This is a genomic window from Alteromonas sp. ABH4_452, from assembly GCF_056311825.1.
This window is the reverse complement of record NZ_CM149973.1, coordinates 2,904,423-2,921,305: the sequence shown is the minus strand read 5'-3', so window position 1 is coordinate 2,921,305 and position 16,883 is coordinate 2,904,423. Positions and strand designations below refer to the sequence as shown.

General features: G+C 42.5%; 15 protein-coding genes. 9 read left to right on the top strand and 6 right to left on the bottom strand.

The annotated features are described in order from the left end of the window. Positions 1-109 precede the first annotated feature (109 nt). Entirely contained in the window at positions 110-961 is an 852-nt protein-coding gene (locus ACYX4N_RS12545; protein ID WP_476054249.1) for a sterol desaturase family protein, read from the top strand. An 80-nt stretch (positions 962-1,041) separates the two neighbouring features. Here ACYX4N_RS12545 and ACYX4N_RS12540 read toward each other — a convergent pair whose 3' ends face one another. Together ACYX4N_RS12540 and ACYX4N_RS12535 are read right to left on the bottom strand one after the other, a co-directional pair. Next, on the bottom strand, positions 1,042-1,803 hold the full coding sequence (locus tag ACYX4N_RS12540) for a DNA/RNA non-specific endonuclease (protein WP_476054248.1): 762 nt from the start codon (positions 1,801-1,803) through the stop codon (positions 1,042-1,044). Between the two features lie 259 nt (positions 1,804-2,062). Next, positions 2,063-2,638, bottom strand: a complete 576-nt coding sequence (locus ACYX4N_RS12535) for an exopolysaccharide biosynthesis protein (protein ID WP_476054247.1) — start codon at positions 2,636-2,638, stop codon at positions 2,063-2,065. Between the two features lie 171 nt (positions 2,639-2,809). Between ACYX4N_RS12535 and ACYX4N_RS12530 the strand changes: the two genes are divergently transcribed. The 7 genes from ACYX4N_RS12530 (at position 2,810) to ACYX4N_RS12500 (ending at position 11,125) form a co-directional block, all read left to right on the top strand. Beyond that, a complete protein-coding gene (locus ACYX4N_RS12530) occupies positions 2,810-4,300 on the top strand; it encodes a sensor domain-containing diguanylate cyclase (protein ID WP_476054246.1) in 1,491 nt (496 codons plus the stop codon). 230 nt (positions 4,301-4,530) lie between these two features. Continuing rightward, positions 4,531-5,193 (top strand): hypothetical protein, encoded by a 663-nt coding sequence (locus tag ACYX4N_RS12525; RefSeq protein ID WP_476054245.1) that lies wholly within the window; start codon positions 4,531-4,533, stop codon positions 5,191-5,193. Between the two features lie 172 nt (positions 5,194-5,365). Further along, complete coding sequence (locus ACYX4N_RS12520) at positions 5,366-6,217, top strand: DUF3307 domain-containing protein (RefSeq protein WP_476054244.1); 852 nt, start codon at positions 5,366-5,368, stop codon at positions 6,215-6,217. A 269-nt stretch (positions 6,218-6,486) separates the two neighbouring features. Continuing rightward, positions 6,487-8,934 (top strand): TonB-dependent receptor, encoded by a 2,448-nt coding sequence (locus ACYX4N_RS12515; protein WP_476054243.1) that lies wholly within the window; start codon positions 6,487-6,489, stop codon positions 8,932-8,934. Between the two features lie 15 nt (positions 8,935-8,949). Continuing rightward, positions 8,950-9,243, top strand: a complete 294-nt coding sequence (locus ACYX4N_RS12510; protein ID WP_476054242.1) for a hypothetical protein — start codon at positions 8,950-8,952, stop codon at positions 9,241-9,243. Positions 9,244-9,263: 20 nt separating this feature from the next. Further along, on the top strand, positions 9,264-10,835 hold the full coding sequence (locus ACYX4N_RS12505; protein ID WP_476054241.1) for a PepSY-associated TM helix domain-containing protein: 1,572 nt from the start codon (positions 9,264-9,266) through the stop codon (positions 10,833-10,835). After that, entirely contained in the window at positions 10,835-11,125 is a 291-nt protein-coding gene (locus ACYX4N_RS12500) for a DUF3325 family protein (protein ID WP_476054240.1), read from the top strand. Before ACYX4N_RS12505 ends, ACYX4N_RS12500 begins: the two co-directional genes overlap by 1 nt. Here the strand turns inward: ACYX4N_RS12500 and ACYX4N_RS12495 are convergent. Further along, on the bottom strand, positions 11,103-11,933 hold the full coding sequence (locus ACYX4N_RS12495; protein ID WP_476054239.1) for a DUF4437 domain-containing protein: 831 nt from the start codon (positions 11,931-11,933) through the stop codon (positions 11,103-11,105). The genes ACYX4N_RS12500 and ACYX4N_RS12495 overlap by 23 nt on opposite strands. Positions 11,934-12,123: 190 nt before the next feature. Between ACYX4N_RS12495 and ACYX4N_RS12490 the strand changes: the two genes are divergently transcribed. Then, positions 12,124-13,074 (top strand): LysR family transcriptional regulator, encoded by a 951-nt coding sequence (locus tag ACYX4N_RS12490; RefSeq protein ID WP_476054238.1) that lies wholly within the window; start codon positions 12,124-12,126, stop codon positions 13,072-13,074. A gap of 34 nt (positions 13,075-13,108) precedes the next feature. Here the strand turns inward: ACYX4N_RS12490 and ACYX4N_RS12485 are convergent, their stop codons facing one another. From ACYX4N_RS12485 to ACYX4N_RS12475, 3 genes are read right to left on the bottom strand one after another with little or no spacing between them, the layout of a single operon-like run. Beyond that, positions 13,109-15,154 carry a bifunctional diguanylate cyclase/phosphodiesterase gene (locus tag ACYX4N_RS12485; protein ID WP_476054237.1) on the bottom strand — a complete coding sequence of 682 codons (2,046 nt, stop codon included), beginning with the start codon at positions 15,152-15,154 and terminating at the stop codon, positions 13,109-13,111. Next, positions 15,154-15,660, bottom strand: coding sequence for a YfiR family protein (locus tag ACYX4N_RS12480; protein WP_476054236.1), 507 nt, complete (start codon positions 15,658-15,660; stop codon positions 15,154-15,156). The genes ACYX4N_RS12485 and ACYX4N_RS12480 overlap by 1 nt, the downstream gene beginning before the upstream one ends. Before the next feature lie 9 nt (positions 15,661-15,669). After that, positions 15,670-16,722 carry a hypothetical protein gene (locus ACYX4N_RS12475; protein ID WP_476054235.1) on the bottom strand — a complete coding sequence of 351 codons (1,053 nt, stop codon included), beginning with the start codon at positions 16,720-16,722 and terminating at the stop codon, positions 15,670-15,672. Positions 16,723-16,883 lie beyond the last annotated feature (161 nt).

Here is a 16,883-nt window from a genome sequence, read left to right as displayed (position 1 = left end):
GGCGTTAAAACTGATAAGGGGTAGGCAGAACAACTGCGCCTTTTCTATGTGCAAAGCGTAATTAGTCGTTAGGAAGTAAACATGAAATTGAATCGAAAAGAGAGCTGTAGTGGATAATGCGTCTGTTATTCGCCTAAGTGTATTTCTTGGTATCTTCGCCTTTATGGCAGTACTGGAAGCCATGTTTCCAGCGCGTAATGCCGTGCTAAATAGAAAAACACGTTGGGTAGGTAACCTTTCCATGGTGGTGTTAGGGGCACTTGTATCGAGAGTTTTACTTCCTGCAACCTTAGTAGGCGTGTCGATATGGGCTCAGCAAGAGGGCGTTGGGCTATTTAACCTAGCGTCAGGTCAAGCCGACAGTACTTGGTCGTCCCCAGAACCAACGAATATTACTCAAAACGGCAACGCTATATTTGTTGGAATAGTGGTAGTAAGTGTACTGCTGCTGGATATGCTTATTTACTGGCAGCACCGATTGTTTCATACGGTGCCACTTTTATGGCGTTTTCACAAAATGCATCACGCCGACAGCCATGTCGATACCACTACAGGTCTTAGATTTCACCCCGTGGAAATTGCTATTAGCCTAGGCGTAAAGGCTTTGGCAGTAGCGATATTAGGCATACCAGCCATTGCTATAGTTATCTTCGAAGTTGCACTAAATGGGTTTGCGCTATTTAACCACGCGAACATTCGATTGCCGCAAAAGTGGGATGACAGAATTGGATGGGTGCTCATTACCCAGCGTTTGCATCGTATACATCATAGCCAAGCAAAGGCAGAATCAAATTCTAACTATGGCTTTAGTGTATCTTGGTGGGACAGGCTTTTTAAAAGCTTTACCCCAAGAGCGAAGCAAAGCGACGAAACACTTTCCATAGGCCAACAGGATGTACCTGCGATAAAAGAAAATGCTTCGATTCGCGCCTTGCTACTGCAACCTTTTAAAAGCAATTAGTTAGCAAACGAAAAGGCTGCTTATTAGCGTGTCAAAATAACGTGCTCTGTCAGCTACACACTTAATTAGGGCCGAGTAGCTTAGCCGCAGCCAAGTCGCATCGCTAATCTACCAATTTTGCCTTCAATGGTTTGCTCACTTTCATCGGGTAAAACTGGCATAATATCTAACCCAGATCTTGCTTCTACTTCATCAATGGTAACTTGCGTGGCGCAGTAATCATCGCGGCGAGAGGCGTTTTGCTGCATGATAAACGCAGAGGCTTCCACCAAACCGTCAACTTCACTTACGACAACTTTAAAGTAACCGCTAGGGATACTATGCAGTTCATCTGCACCGGGTAAGGCTGCAAAAAATGTTTCGTAAAGTGGGCCTGAAACCACATACACATCTTGCCCTGTTCTCACAAGGCTGCGCACAGCATTTTCTAATTTAACCCATGGACCTTGGTTTAAATCAGAGTCTTGTGGGGTAATGTTAGAAAGATAGTTGAGCTCACGCCAGTCTGGTGAGTTGCTAAAAGAGGCTAGGGGGACTTGATGCCCTCTATCTGTGCCTATATTTCGCCATGCACCTTTGTAATCGTTAGGTTCCAGCGTACTCTCATCGTCAAGTTCAGGGTCAGCTTTCCAGTTTCTGCTTCGCGAAGGGCCGTCGATGGTGTCAGGCGTTACGTGATAAGCCACCCAGTTGGCAAACTTTGTTTGCGGATTGTTGTTTAACGTATAAATAGAGCGAGTGATAGTTTGCCCGCCTAAGCCAATAGGGCAGCTAAATACACAGTTTTCAGCAAAAGTAGCAAACGAAAATAACGCAAGAGATACCGCTAACATTCTCTTCATAGATTTTTACAGCCTATATTTTCTTATGTAGTTATGTCTCACTAAGTACTTGTTTCAAATACATGGAGCAAAGTGCCTGTACTAAAGTACAGGCTTTATAAGAAAAGAATAGTACGTAAATAACGGTTTTAAAAAAAGAAGAATGGCGAAAAAAAGTGGGCAATAAATACAAGGTCAGTATTTGTGAATTCCCTCTTTGATAGGAGAAATTTTCCGTTAGGAAGTTTAATTGAAAAGCGAGTAGAAGAAGTAGGGCTAATTACATCACGCTGAGCGCTTGCATAACTAAATACCCAGTACCTAGCTGCAGCAAAATGCCAATAGACAAAAATACACCATCGCGGTTAGTCATTCCTAAAGCAGTAATACAAAGGGCGAAAGCAGGAAGGGCAACGGCAAAAGGAAGTGCTTCTAATGGGATCATGCAAAGTGCTGCAAGCGCACAATATCCAGCGATAATATTCTTTACCGGCGTATCTGATAAAAATGTGATACGGGGTTTAAGTAGCTTTTCGAACTTTTTAGCGTAAGGTTTAGCAGTATCTATGGCGCTTTCCAATTTATCCGAGCTTACCTCTTTTTTGGTAAGCGCCTTTGGTAGCCATGGGCTTTTCTTACCCACAGCAGCTTGTATACAAATAAAAAATAGCGTTAAACCACATAATGTGGGTACGCCTGGAATGGCGCCAGTAGGGAGCAAAGCAATGAGTGCAGGCACTAAGAGGAGGGGCCCAAAACCACGACCTTCAAAGCGCTCTATAATTTCACCTAATGAAGTCTTATCGCTCTGTTCATCGTACATTTCGTCTAAAAGATCAACTATTGAGTCGGTCATTATTTACGCTTAGTCCTTTTTGCAATGCCTATTTTCCTATTTAGTTACGGGCACACCTTAAATAAGTTTAATAAACTATTTGTTAAGTTTTTCACCTTTTCTGACTATGCAACGTTTTACAGTTGCTGAAGTGCTGCTATTTTTAAAGTGCGTTTCCTATCGAGAAAGACCTTGAATAAAGACGAAGTCATATCTATTTTTCGCCAAATACCATCGAGCATATTATTTAAACGTGCTGGTAGTTCTGATATTTATGCTAGCCAGTATTTTGAAAAATGTTTTGGAATAATCGACTTACAGAAATCGGAAAGTCGTTTATTTACGTTCTTTGACCAAAATTCGAAAGAAGAAGTGGCGGAAGTAGACGACCCATTTTTCCTTGTTGAGTCGGGGATAGATGTCGCTAGTTATTTTCGACTTCAAACAAGCTCTAGAACCATGAATTGTTTTGTTGATGGCAATATTGTTTCTACCACTACGGACAATTGGGTTGTTCTTAATATCAAAACCGATATGACAGCGCTTCTAGATCTTGGACAAAAAGACTCAAAAATTAATCAGCATATTACTTTTAACCAGCTTCTTACTAATTTCTCTTCCAAGTTAATCAATGCCAACGTTAGCGAGCTTGATAGTATTATCGATCAAGCACTCGCCGCATTCGGCGCGTTTTGCGACGTAGATCGATGTTACTTGTTTGAATTCAGCGACGATGGCGAATTAATGTCAAATACCCATGAGTGGGTTGCGGCGGGAGTTATTCCCTACATCAGTGAGCTGCAAAATATTCCAACTGATTCCATGCCGTTTTTTATGAGCCATATTTCTAATGGGTTGTTTAAGGTCGATGATGTTTCAACACTTCCAGAGTCCGCGTCTTTGGAAAAAGCTAGTTTTGAAGAGCAGCGAATCTACTCTCTTCTTTGCTCACGTATTATGGTTGACGGAAAAGTGTATGGTTTTATCGGGTGCGATATTATCGGCGCCCCTTATTCATGGAAAGCGTTCGATATTGAGTATTTGCGTCGTATAGGTGAAATGCTTGGTAATACACTTCAAAATTTGCATAACCGAAAAGCGTTACAAAAAATGCAAATTGAGCTTCTTGAAGCGAATAAGCAGTTAGAACGCTTAGCAAATATCGACGGATTAACGGGGCTTGCGAATAGGCGCTTATTTGATGCAACGATAAAATCCGATATCGTGCGCTGTAAAGAAGCTGATATTCCCATTAGTTTATTGTTGATAGACGTGGATTATTTTAAACAATATAACGACTACTACGGGCACGTTGCTGGCGACAACGTACTGAAAAGAGTAGCAGAGACGCTTTCTAACAGTTGTTTGGGTAACGACGATTTAGTAGCGCGCTACGGTGGGGAAGAGTTTGCTATTATCCTGCCGAGCACAGATAGTGACGCCTTAGAATGTATTGCCGCTAGAATTCTTCGCAATGTGTCGCAGCTATCAATAGCCCATGAAAAATCAAAAATTAAAGGCACCCTTACGGTCAGTATTGGTATGGCTTGTTTTAATAGCCGTCAATCAACAAAAAAGAAGGGTGTAGAAAAAGAATACTATAATGCAACCTCATTCGTCGAAGACGTTGATTCTGCGCTATATCGCGCCAAAAATTCAGGTAGAAATTGCGCAACGTTTTAATTGCGCCGTCGCGCACAAATGTAAGCGTGAAGCACCTGCACCCATAGTTTAGCTACCCAGCAAGCTTATCTTCTTACACAAAAGTTGTATAAATTAGTCACATTTCCATTTGTGATTATTTTTAATCACATTTTAAAGTGTGATTGTTTTTGAATTTGATGATTAGGCGTGTCATAGTGATAACAAGTTGAAGCGTTTCTTGTAATAAAGAAAGATCACGGCGGCGCAAAGTGAACACGAACAAAAACAACGCAATAAATAGTAAACAAAAGAGTTATGCTGGCGTGCTGACCGGCGATATTACAGACTCTCAGTCTTATACTGACGAAGACTTCAGAGATATCCTCACTGCGCTAAAACAGCAGTTATCGTATTACGCTAAGCAGTATGAAGGCCATTTTGACATTTATCGCGGCGACGCATTTCAGCTGGCGGTGAACCAACCCCAGTACAGTATGCACATTGCATTAGGTTTACGTTTAGCGCTAAAAGCACGCATGCCAAGCGTTGATGTAAGAATAAGCGTAGCAGTGGGTGAAGCACATTTTCGTCCTAACGAAGTGAAAACAGGCACGGGTGAAGCCTTTGTTTTATCAGGGCGGGGGCTTGATTCGATTAAACCCAATTACGTTGCTTTTTCTAGCAGCAATACTGAGCTAGAAAGCAAAACTCAGTTACTTACGCGCTTTGCAGATACTCACGTAAGCGGCTTAACCCAAACCCAATCAGAAACTTTACTGGCCTATCTTGAAGCCGCGGACAAAAGTCATGAGAATATAGCGGCATTACTTGATAAAAATAGAAGCAATGTGAGTCGAATTCTTAACGCGAGTAATTACAAGCTTGTTGCTGAATACCTTGAATATATGAAGCACGCTATTGCCGCCCAATAACGAAGACTCGAGAAACGAAGAATTCAGTAACAAAGAACACGTAATAAAAAATCGAGTAATAAAAAACGAATAGCAAAAAATTACAGAGCAATTGAAAGTAAAATAAAACAACAAGGAAGCAAAACGTGCAGTGGAAAACCTTAAATGATTACCGCCATAACTGGAGCGTTGAATGATAGCTGAAACATCAAAAGGCGCTATCGTTAACGCCGTTCCCGATTTTGCACAGCCTGAACTATTGGTGGGGTTACTACTTGCACACTTGCTTGCCGACTTTTATTTTCAACCCTATTCATGGGTAAAGCAAAGAAACGAGCGACACGCGTTGGCGTTACCTTTGTATTTACATGCACTATTACATGGTGCGCTCGCCTTTATCGCACTTGTGTTTTTATCCGGCATCGACAGCATGGCTACAATAGGCATTGCTACGCTTGTAATAGCGGTTTCCCATTTTAAAATTGACGTGATTAAGTCTTATTGCTCTCAAAATACGACCGCGTTTGTCATCGATCAACTTGCTCACGTGGCTGTGATCTTGAGCGTGTTTTTATATGCCACAAACCAATGGCACAGCGCACTAGCGCTACTAAAGATACTAGGTGCACAACATTTAGCGGTGCTTCTTGCCTATTTAGCCGTGCTTAAACCCAGCTCAATTATTATAAAGCAACTGCTGTCCCCTTGGAGCAGTGAAGTTTTAACTAACAAACCCTCATCAGCCCATCCTAATGATACGCCTACGATAACCACTGAAGCACAACAAACCTTGTCGCTGGCAGGGCAGCGTATTGGCTACTTAGAACGTGTACTCATGTTAACTTTTGTATTGTTAAATCAGTTTTCCGCTATAGGGTTTCTTATTGCAGCTAAATCTATTTTCCGTTTCGGTGATTTAACAAGGCACCAGGATAGAAAACTTACCGAGTATGTACTGCTCGGCACCTTTACTAGCGTGGCGATAACATTAGCGATTGGTCTGTCGTGCTCGGCGATTTTAGGGCACTTACCTATTAAATCTTAGTAATTCCTGATTATCCTCGCAAAATAAATTAAAAGCGCTTAGCTATAACGGTCTCCGACTGCGGTGCAAAAGGCCGTTCAACTTAAATCAACTTTGTTTGATTATTAAAAAGTAATTGTGTGTAAAACGTTAAAATGTGCAGAATTTAAGTATTTTTTAAGAAAAATTGAACTAAAGTCTATTTTAATATTGATTTACTAAACCTCCCCACTTAAGATTCGCGTCCTCATTAAAAGCGATAACTATTATCATTTAGATTTGGGCGGAAAATGAACCACACTTCACACAAAAAAAGTAAAGTTGCTAATGCAATTCTTCTCTCTCTTTTATCAGTAACGTCTACAGTTACTGCCACGCCGGCACTGGCGCAAGAAAACGATGCTGAAACACCTGTAGACTCTCAAGCACAGAGTGCAGAAGAAAACTTAGACGTCATTACCGTTTACGGTCGCCACAATCGACTTATTCTAGAGTCGGGTACGGCCACTAAATCAAATATGAGCCTAATGGAAACGCCAGCGGCTATCGTTGTTGTTGACGGTACTTTACTAAGAGAGCAGGGTGTTGATACGCTGCAAGAAAGTATTCGCAACATTAGTGGTTTGAGCCAAGACGGTAACAACTACGGTGTAGGTGATAATTTAGCGATTCGCGGTCTTGGTGTTAACTACACTTTTGACGGCATTTACGCTGGTGCTGACTTGGGCAACAGCTATAACCCAACCCGCTCAATGACTAATATTGAAAGTATTGAAGTGCTTAAAGGCCCAGCTACTGGCCTATACGGCATGGGCGAAGCGGGTGGTATTATCAACCTTATTGAGAAGAAGCCGCAGTTCCAAGAAGCCTATGAGGTTAAAGCATCTGTAGGTAGTTGGGATAGCTATTCAATAATGGCTGACGCAACAGGTGCAATTAATAAGGACCTTGCTTATCGCGTTGTAGCAAACCGTGAACAGTCTGACGGCTATCGCGGGCTTAGCGATGAGCGAAGCGAGCTTTATACGTCGCTTAAATACATTGCATCAAGTGACAACCAGTTCCTATTGTCTGCGGCATATATTGACGACGCTGTACAAATTGATTCGGTAGGTCATCCGGTTCGTCTAATCGACTTGACCATGTTTGATACTGACGCAGGAAGCTTTACTGGCGCTGACTTGGTTAACGATACTGCAGAGTCAGGTGGTTTACAGCTTACCGATGCTCAGCGTGATGAATTAGCTGCAACACTAGTTTCTACCGATGGCGTTCAGCCTTTTGACTTAGGCGATACCAGCCTTATATCACCAATTTCACGTCCTAATGAAGGTGAAGAGTTCCGCGTGAAGCTTCGCCAAGACCTAGTGATTAACGACGATTGGTCTTTAACTCAGCAACTGCAATACCGTACCTATGAGACCTCGTACATTCGCCAGACGAGTGCTTACAACTATGTCTATGTTGACCGCAACGGCACTACCAATTTAGAGCCTCGTGCGCCGCTTGTTATTGACGATGTGCTGTATCCGTACGCAGCGCGCCGACAGGAATACCGCAAAATTGAAGCAGAAGAAAGTGTTTGGCAATACTTTATTGACCTGACCAACACTTGGTCGCTAGGGGATATTCGTGGTGAGCATCTATTCAGTGCTAACTACGAGAATATGGATGTGGAATATACCCAATGGTCTATTTGGGATGCAGACGATACACGAAGCGATGCCGTACCTTACATCTTAGATATTCGTAACCCGAATTGGCCTACAGGTACATTTGAAGACTATAATCCAGCGCTTCGTAGTAAATACGATAAAGAGGTATCTAGCTGGGGCGTGAGCTTCCAAGAAGTCCTGTATTTGAATGATAACTTTACCGCGCGAATTGGCGGTGCATATGGTGGCGTGAAACAGACCTATCAAAACCAATTCAGCGACGGTAATCCAGAGTACGATGCAAACGATGATGGTTTCACCTACAACCTAGGCTTAACCTACATGTATAGCGACAGTCTAAGTACTTTCATTAACCACTCAAAAGGTCGCACTGCATACAGCACACTAGGTTCTCTATCAGAAGAAAACAACCGACCTGACTCTGAATCAGAGTCGTGGGATTTAGGCGTGCGTTTTACCGCCCTAAACGAACAGGTCATTGGCTCGGTAGTTGTGTTTGATACAGCGCGTACAAACCTTCAATACACCAACCCACTGTATGAAGATAATATTGAAGATCCGTCTTACAACATTGATGTTCCAGAGTTTTACTATGACGAGCAAGACCGTACTACGGGTGTTGAAATAGACATTAACTTCGATATCAATGAGCAGTGGTCGCTTAATGCAAACGGTACTTACCAAGAGCCGCGTACTGAACCAGGTGCATTTGCATCGAGCACTGATGAAGAACAAACCAAAGGTATTGCTGAGAAATTTGCAAGTACTTGGCTAACCTATAGCCATAGCTTTGAAGCGCTACCTGCACCGGTTAAGTTCAGCGTTGGTGTAACCTATGAAGACGAGCGTACCATCTCAGCATCGGCATTTGGAGTAGACTACGCGTTCGTAGATTCATACACAGTTTGGGATGCGGCAGTTAGCTATGTGTCGGACGACTGGGACGTACAGTTGAATATTCGTAACCTTGATAATACTGACTATTACAGCAGTGCTATGTACCTAGGTGGTCTGCCTGGCGAAGAGCGTAATGCGAAACTTTCAGTTGCATATCGCTTCTAAAAAAGAGTAAGCACATTGAATAACAACGTAGACATTGCGCTGCGTAGCATAGCCGCCATTCTGGGCGGCTATGCCGTTTCTGCGCTAATAAGCTTTTACTTCGCTTATATATTTTTCCACATGTTTAAGCAGCAAGAGGGAGTGGCAATACTAAGTGGCAGTATGGCAAGCTACTTCGTATTTTTTGCTGTATTTATCGCGAGCTTTGCTATTAAGAATACGAAGAAGTGGTGCGCGTCTTTAATTGCTTTTTCTGCCATTCTCTTCTTAGCGCTACCGTTAGTTTCACCTTTAAGCACCCCATTATGAAAGCTACATTCAGAAAAAGTATGATCTGGTTGCACACCTATTTAGGTGTAGTACTTGGCTGGTTGCTTTTCGCCATATTTTTTACTGGCACGCTAAGCTATTTCACACCGGAAATAACGCGCTATCTGATGCCTGAACGAGGGAGCATTTCTCAAAGTCAGCAATCGATGATCGACCATTCTTTTACTTATTTAAATAAACATGCAGGTGAAGCTGACCAGTGGCGAATAGCCTTGCCTTCAGAGCGTTCTGCACTATGGAGTGTGCAATGGCGTGAGGGTAAGCAAAGGCAAAGCGTAACGTTTAACAACCAGCTAGCTTCAGTTGAAAATGAAACAGAAACAAAAGGTGGACTGTTTTTTAGGAATTTCCACTACACATTGCAACTTCGAGGCTATGGCGGGCGATACATTGCGGGAATCGCCGCAATGGCAATGTTGCTTGCTATTTTTACTGGAATTTATACACACCGCAGGTTTTTTAAGGACTTTTTCACGCTTCGCTCTCAAAAGCTACAAAAGTGGACCACCGACTTTCATGCCCTTGCCGGAATTCTCACTATTCCCTTTTGTATTATGATTTGCCTAAGCGGCATTTTCATCTACGCAATCATGTATTTGCCCTATACCGCTAACGCTAACTTTGAGCGGGGAGAGCGAGGCGTAAATCGCCAGATTATTCCTTCGTTGCCCAGCCTACAACTTGATGAAAAAGTCATTAGTAACGATCATTTGTTAAACGTACCGCCCTCCACGCCGCCCCCTATGCCGAACTATGTCCTTATACTAGAAAAAATTGCTAACCAGTGGCGCGAGCCCAACCCAATAGCAAGAATTACCGTTGAAGGTGTAGGGTATAAAAATAGCCGCATCATCGTAGAACGCAGCAAGGCCACAACAGTATCAAACCGTGCAGACCGTTTAGTATTTGAAACCTATACAGGTAAATCGCTTAAAGGCTACGATGACGAAACCATTCCAGCTCAAATAAGACGTATTCTATACGGGCTTCATCAGGCTAACTTTGCCCCTACTGGCATGCGATGGTTGCTATTTAGTATAGGCATTTTAGGCTGCGCGCTTATCGCCACTGGCAATACCATTTGGGTCACTCAGCGGAAAAAAAGCGCTAAGCAAAACCCGTTTACGTTGGCGCTTGTGGAAAAAGGCAATGTGGCGGCTGTCGCTGGCTTAATATTAGCCAGCCTATCGTTTTTTGTTGCTAACAAGTTGATAGGGCACGATGTTGCAGGTCGCGCCCAATTAGAAGTAAACACATTTTTCACGGTGTGGGCATTAAGTGCGGTGCACGCATTTTGGCGAGCAAAAGCTTCAGTTGCTTGGAAGGAGCAGTTCGCGCTAGCAAGCGGGCTTTGTTTTGTCACCGTTGCTATAGAACTCGTGTTATTTAGAGACCGAATAGCAAACAGTATCGAATATTTGGATAGCGTTTATTTAAGCTTCATTCCTGCATTTTTCGTTTCAGGTATCATCTTGCTTTGGGCAGCAAAGAGGATAGGCCAACGTTTTACGAATAGGGAAATGACCACAAAAAGCTCTGCGCCTAGCCCTTACATAAATAAGGAGCAGTAATGATAACGCTGGTTTTTACACTACAACTGTTAGGCTTCTTGTGTTTGATGTTAGCAATGAATAAACACGCTAAGCAGGCAGGCAAGAGTAGGATATTAGCGCGGGTGTTACGAATATTACCCTCTTCATCCTTTACCAAGTTTTTAGGCTGGACGCTACATATTGCATCCTTATGCGTGGCTTTGACGAGTATCGAAATCACCAGTATTGCGATAGTTTGGTGGTGCTGCACATTAAGTGCAGCCCTCCTGATTATTGCCGTGTACTTCAGTTCTTTACTTGATACTTAGATGAACTTCTAACATAAACGATGGCGTCAGCATCACTCGCGTTACGGACTTCGTGTGTTGCTGGCGTAGATGATTCAATATAGCTTCCCGCATCAAGGGCAAGTGCTTTAGCCTTACTACCTTGCTTATAGTTTAGGCTGCCCTTTATTACTACGGCCTTAAATTCATCACCGTTAGATGTTATTGAGCCTTCAAAGCCGCTTGGCAGTTTAACTAAAGTACCGTAAACACTATTGGTATCGCCCCATAGATAGGTGGCGGATACGCCGTCAGCCGCAATGTTGACCAGGTCACTCTCTTGCAGCCATATCATATTATCTGCATGAATATTGATTGGTCGTTCACCATTGTCGAAATGTTCTTTTGACGGTTTAACTAAATACGGACCTTCATCAATTTCCAGATAAATCAGGTTGGTTTTGTCGTTTGCAGCTGTAGTGTGATCTTCGCCTGCAGGCTGAGTCCAAAACGAACCCGTTGGCATCCACATTTTAGCGGCACTTGGGTCGTCATTGTGCATCTCACCTTCAATAACAATACCGCGATAGGTGATATTGTGAATGTGTGGCGGCGATTCAAAGCCTTTGTTAAATCGCACTAGCATACCGGTAGCTGTGTCTTTGGTTCTATCTCCCCACAGGTCGGCCGCCCCCGGGCTTTTGTCACCCCGTGCCGGATTCAAATAGCCCCACTCAACATTTTCTGCAGTTATCACCTTGGTTTCAGCATAGGCGCTGGGTATAAAAGCAGCACAAGCGCCTACAATTAGCGAGGCCATGGTTAGTTTTTGCCATGCAGTATGTTTCATATAAAGCTCCTGTTTATCCTTACTACTTACGTCATTAACGAATGAATGACAGTTTATTCGTTGGTTAACGGATAATAAACGACCAAAATCGATAAGGACTTTCCCGAAAACGTGGATAATAAACGTGATCCATTTCCCTTTTCTTTTTAAGTTTAAAAAGGCATATGTGGGCTAAACCTGTGAGGAAAGAATGAAAACCGAAGACCTTTCTGTGTTTGTGAAAGTCGCTGAAGTTAATTCGATTACGACAGCGGCTAAGAAGCTTGATATCAGTTCATCTGCTGCAAGCATGGCTATTAAACGTTTAGAAGAGCAGCTTGGTGTAGCGCTATTTGTAAGGAGTACACGCAAAATTAGATTATCCCACGAAGGGGAACAATACTTACCTATGGCTCAACAGGCGCTAGACACGCTCCAGCAAGGTTTATCGCTCATTACAGAGGAAAGGCAAAGTGTTAATGGGGAGCTTCGCATGGCGATGTCTTCAGAGATGGGACGCAATTTAATGCGCAAACTACTGAATAAAGTACAGAGTGAAAACCCCGAACTCTCGTTGCGACTACATGTAAGCGATAGCCGAGTAGATTTTTATCGCGACGGTGTTGATGTTGCTCTTCGTGCAATGACTAAAGAAGCAGTAAAAGAATCACAAATGTATGGTTTTAAAGTGTGCAACATTCCACACGTTATCTGTGCATCCCCCGCATATATTGAAAAGTACGACGAACCACTAACAGCAAACGACCTTATTCAGCATAATGCCTTGCTCTATAAACTTTACGATCAAACTCATAACACATGGGAATTGGTGAAAGAAAGTGAAAGAATTAAGGTAAAAGTGCGCAGCAACCGCGCTGTCAATGACGGAGACATTGTTAGGCGCTGGTGCGTTGATGGAATGGGCATTGCCAAAAAGTCGGCCATCGATGTATCTGAAGATTTATTAAGCGGTAGATTAAAGCGTGTGTTGCATCAGTATCAGGTTCCATTAACTGAAATGTGGATAATGTTACCCAGCCGACATTTGATCACCCCAGCAGTAAGATTAGTTAGAGATGAACTGAAATTAGCTATTGAGGACCGTCGAAGCAGGCTTATAGAAAAAGGCTTACTTAATGAAAGCGAATGGCCGTGCTCTTAACAGGTTGTTAGCGGCTTGGTGTTTATTCACTATATCAATGTTGAGACATCAAAGGCGCTATCTCACTGCTTTTAAGCGGTTTATAGTGCAGATAGCCTTGGACCGAGTCACAGCCCATTTTAGCAAGGGTCTGCTGCTGCTCTTTAGTTTCTACGCACTCGCCCAAAGTGGTCAACTCTAAGCTCTTTGCAAGCATTATAATGGTGTTAACAATTCCGTCGTTAGAGCTTGATTGCCCTAATTGAGAAACGAAACTGCCATCGATTTTGAGCTTGTCGATAGGAAGTGTACCTATGTAACTAAGGCAAGAATAGCCAGTACCAAAGTCATCAATGGAAATGTTAAGGCCAATTTTTTTCAGCTTTTTAAGAGAGGTTAATGCAAAGTCCGTAGAGCTAATAAACGTATTTTCGGTTAGCTCAACTTCCAGTAAATGTGGTGGGACTTGATACTTACTTAATACCTCCTTAATTTGCTCTGCACAGTCTAGCTGTATCAAAAAGCTTGCAGGCAAATTAACCGCCACTGGCACCAAATTTAGCCCTGCATCTAGCCAGTTTCGAATCTGCCTACACACCTCAGAAAGTACCCAAGTAGTAATAGGGTTAATTAAACCTGCTTCCTCAGCAACTGGTATAAACTGGGACGGCGGGATTTCAGTGCCCTCGTCATTCCAGCGTATCAGCGACTCTAGACCGATAATTTTATCGCTGCGTATACAAATCTGGGGCTGATAGACTAGCGAGAATGCCCCTTCAAGTTTAATGGCCTGTCGAATTCGACTTTCTAAAGATAGACGTACCAAAGACTCTTCAAGCATTTCAATATTAAAAAAGCTATAGTGCCCAGGGCCTTTCTCTTTAGCGTGATACATACTTGTATCTGCATGTTTTAATATTTCTATTCCCGTTTCTAAATTTCTTTGATGCAGTGCAATACCAATACTGGTTGAAATGTGAAGCTGGTTGCTACCTATCGCCATAGGCTGGCTAAGGCTTTCGATAATTTCAGAAGATAAAGCAACAAGCTCATTATGTTCGGCAACACCCTCTAGCATGATTACAAACTCATCACCGCCCCAGCGACAGACACAATCTTTTTCTGTAACTATTGCTGTTAGCTTTTTCGCAACAATAATCAGGACTTCATCGCCGATATCATGACCTAGTGTGTCGTTAATGAGTTTGAACCTATCTAGGTCGAGAAATAAAATAGAAAGCGCAGCGTTTTGGGCATTAGCTTTGTTTACGGCTTCATCTAATTTCTCTACAAACAAATGTCTGTTTGGAAGTTGCGTTAGCGCATCGTAATTCGCTTTTTGGTATAGCTGCCTAGTGCGCAGTTCTACTACACGCTCTAATTCTGTGTTCTGGGCTTTCAGCTGAGCTTGATGGCTTTCTACAGTGGCCAGTATGTGGTTAACACCTCCAAACAGTTCACCGAGTTCATCATCTCTCTTGTCAGGAAGGCGTTTAGAGTATTCACGTTTGCTTCCTACAAACTTAACAAGAGAAATAAGCTGTTGAATGGGTTTTGATAGAAACCTTTGAAGTCGCCAGTGAAAGAGGTAAGTAAATAGCATGCTTATAGTGAGCACACCAAATACGACATACATAGCGTGCTGCTGTTGTTCTTCTAACGAGGTAGTGCTTGCGGTAAGTATGAGATAACCAATTACTTCATCGTTAAACTCTATGGGCTTAAGGTAATAAATCAGGTGTTTACCGAAAGTTGCGCCTTCTTTAACGGTTGAGGGAGATACATCATCCCGAAAGTCATCCATAGTGTAGCTTGCAATGACGGTATAGGCGTCGTCATAAACTTTTGCACTCTTTATCGCGGGTAGTTTAGACGCGGCATCAAGCAATTCTTGCGTGGTATCGGCATCGCTAAATAGTACCGATGTACTTGTTGCTGAGGCGAGAAGAGTCGATTGGTTGTCTAATACATCTACCAAGTTACTTTTGTAATCGGCGACGAAGTTGTTGTAAAGCAAACCAGCTACCAAGCACAAGGAGAAAAAGTTAACGACTAGGACGGCTAGAAGTTGTTTTGTAAAGAACGAGGAACGTTTAAACATCACTTGATCCTCGCGACTCGAAGAAGTTTGGCACTTATTTTTACATTTAACCGCTCAGCCTCTGCTACATCAATTTCAAAACGCAATTTCTGATTTTCTTCATAAAACCTGAAGACAACAGGGAGCGCTAATACGTTATTAATATCAGATATGATTACACTATGGCTTAGGTGCTGCTCTAAAAGATCATCGCTTTCAGTCAAATACAGTATATCGCAAGACTGGGCATCAACGCTGTCTAAAACAAGCAATGACTTACTATTTGGCTCTCTAGATTCCACTAGTGCTTTCAGGAAAGTTAATAATTCCTGATCGTTATGAATACAGAAGGAGATGGGAACAGCGTTACCTTTGGGCCATGTGATAAATTTAGTAAAGTTATACATATAAGCAGCTTTCAACTTGTCTACTTTTTGAAGCTCAGCTAGTGCTGCGGGAACAAGAAGGCAGTGCAATAAGAGCAACCACGAGAACTTTTGTAAAAAACGAGTCAATTTTGCCGTCACGTTTTTAGCTTAGAACAAGGTTGATAATTGAAAGCCAAATCGCCACAACTCTTTAGGCTGAGGGCCATTCAGGTTCTGATATACAGGTTTACTCCCATTTATCTGTATTTGTAACCAGTCAGTAGCCGTATAGTTCAGTCCAGCGTATAACCTTACTTTTGTCCCACCGTATAAATCAGGATTAGTTATGCCAGCCGGGTAGGGGAAAGCACCATCTACGGTAATTTCGTCGTCTTGCCCATGTATAGAATCTGCGTAACTTATCTCGGCGCCGGTGAAGAGGGTGCTTGTTTCGTTTAAAACAAAATTGTACTTACCATTTAGTTCATAATTATTACCTAAGCGATAATCACGGTCGTTGGAACCGGTACGTATTCTTGCAGATAGTGAAACAGAGAAAGGATAATCCCCTTTATTACGATAACCAATTTCTAAAGGTAAGTCGAAAGTGCCGGACCCCAGTTGCATCGTATAGGGAAGTTGCTGATCACCCGCTGCGCGCGGCGTGTCTCCCTGCTCATCAATAGAGCCAGTAGGAAAACTGATGCCACCACTTATCCATACGCTGTACTGCTCGTTCGATAGGTATTCATAGTGACCTGTAACTACCACGTCTCCTAATCCTTCAGATGAAATTAGAAATTCATCGTAACCTGGCACTACGCTGATATGGTCAGTTTCTTGCCTTATCAACGGAATCTGTAGTCCTAGCTTGAAATCATGTTGAAGTTGATAACCTATTTGAATAACTTTTGCATACTGATTTATGACAGTCGGAAGTACAGGAAAGTTTTCATCAGTTCGCGCTTCTTCACCGGGTACAAAAAGTACTTCGTCTCGAGATACATCACTGTCGTCAATCATGTATCCATCAAATTCGGCGGCTTTATATTGCAAAGACACCGACCATTTGCGGGGGGAGGTATCGATATCTGTTTCAGTTATATCTACATTAAGTAAATCTTGAAAGCTCATTTCTGCAAATTCTGAAGGTGTACTCTGCGCCATCGCGTAACCAGAAAATGCTAGACAAATAGATGATGAGAGAATGGAATATTTCATTTGAAAGCCGCGAGAATAACAATATGTGAATTATAGTGTATTTCGATAAAACTTTTAATGACAATAAGTTAGTCTTTTGTAGTGTATGTATAGAAAAAATATACTTTTAATTCATTGGTTTTAAAAAAAAGCACTGCGTAAAAGCAGTGCCTTAAATAGCT

Bases quoted from the DNA above. Each gene is read 5' to 3' on its own strand.
- ACYX4N_RS12515 (WP_476054243.1), top strand. From the start codon at position 6,487: ATGAACCACACTTCACACAAAAAAAGTAAAGTTGCTAATGCAATTCTT.
- ACYX4N_RS12535 (WP_476054247.1), bottom strand. From the start codon at position 2,638: ATGACCGACTCAATAGTTGATCTTTTAGACGAAATGTACGATGAACAG.
- ACYX4N_RS12540 (WP_476054248.1), bottom strand. From the start codon at position 1,803: ATGAAGAGAATGTTAGCGGTATCTCTTGCGTTATTTTCGTTTGCTACT.
- ACYX4N_RS12520 (WP_476054244.1), top strand. From the start codon at position 5,366: ATGATAGCTGAAACATCAAAAGGCGCTATCGTTAACGCCGTTCCCGAT.
- ACYX4N_RS12485 (WP_476054237.1), bottom strand. From the start codon at position 15,154: ATGTTTAAACGTTCCTCGTTCTTTACAAAACAACTTCTAGCCGTCCTA.
- ACYX4N_RS12505 (WP_476054241.1), top strand. From the start codon at position 9,264: ATGATCTGGTTGCACACCTATTTAGGTGTAGTACTTGGCTGGTTGCTT.
- ACYX4N_RS12500 (WP_476054240.1), top strand. From the start codon at position 10,835: ATGATAACGCTGGTTTTTACACTACAACTGTTAGGCTTCTTGTGTTTG.
- ACYX4N_RS12495 (WP_476054239.1), bottom strand. From the start codon at position 11,933: ATGAAACATACTGCATGGCAAAAACTAACCATGGCCTCGCTAATTGTA.
- ACYX4N_RS12475 (WP_476054235.1), bottom strand. From the start codon at position 16,722: ATGAAATATTCCATTCTCTCATCATCTATTTGTCTAGCATTTTCTGGT.
- ACYX4N_RS12490 (WP_476054238.1), top strand. From the start codon at position 12,124: ATGAAAACCGAAGACCTTTCTGTGTTTGTGAAAGTCGCTGAAGTTAAT.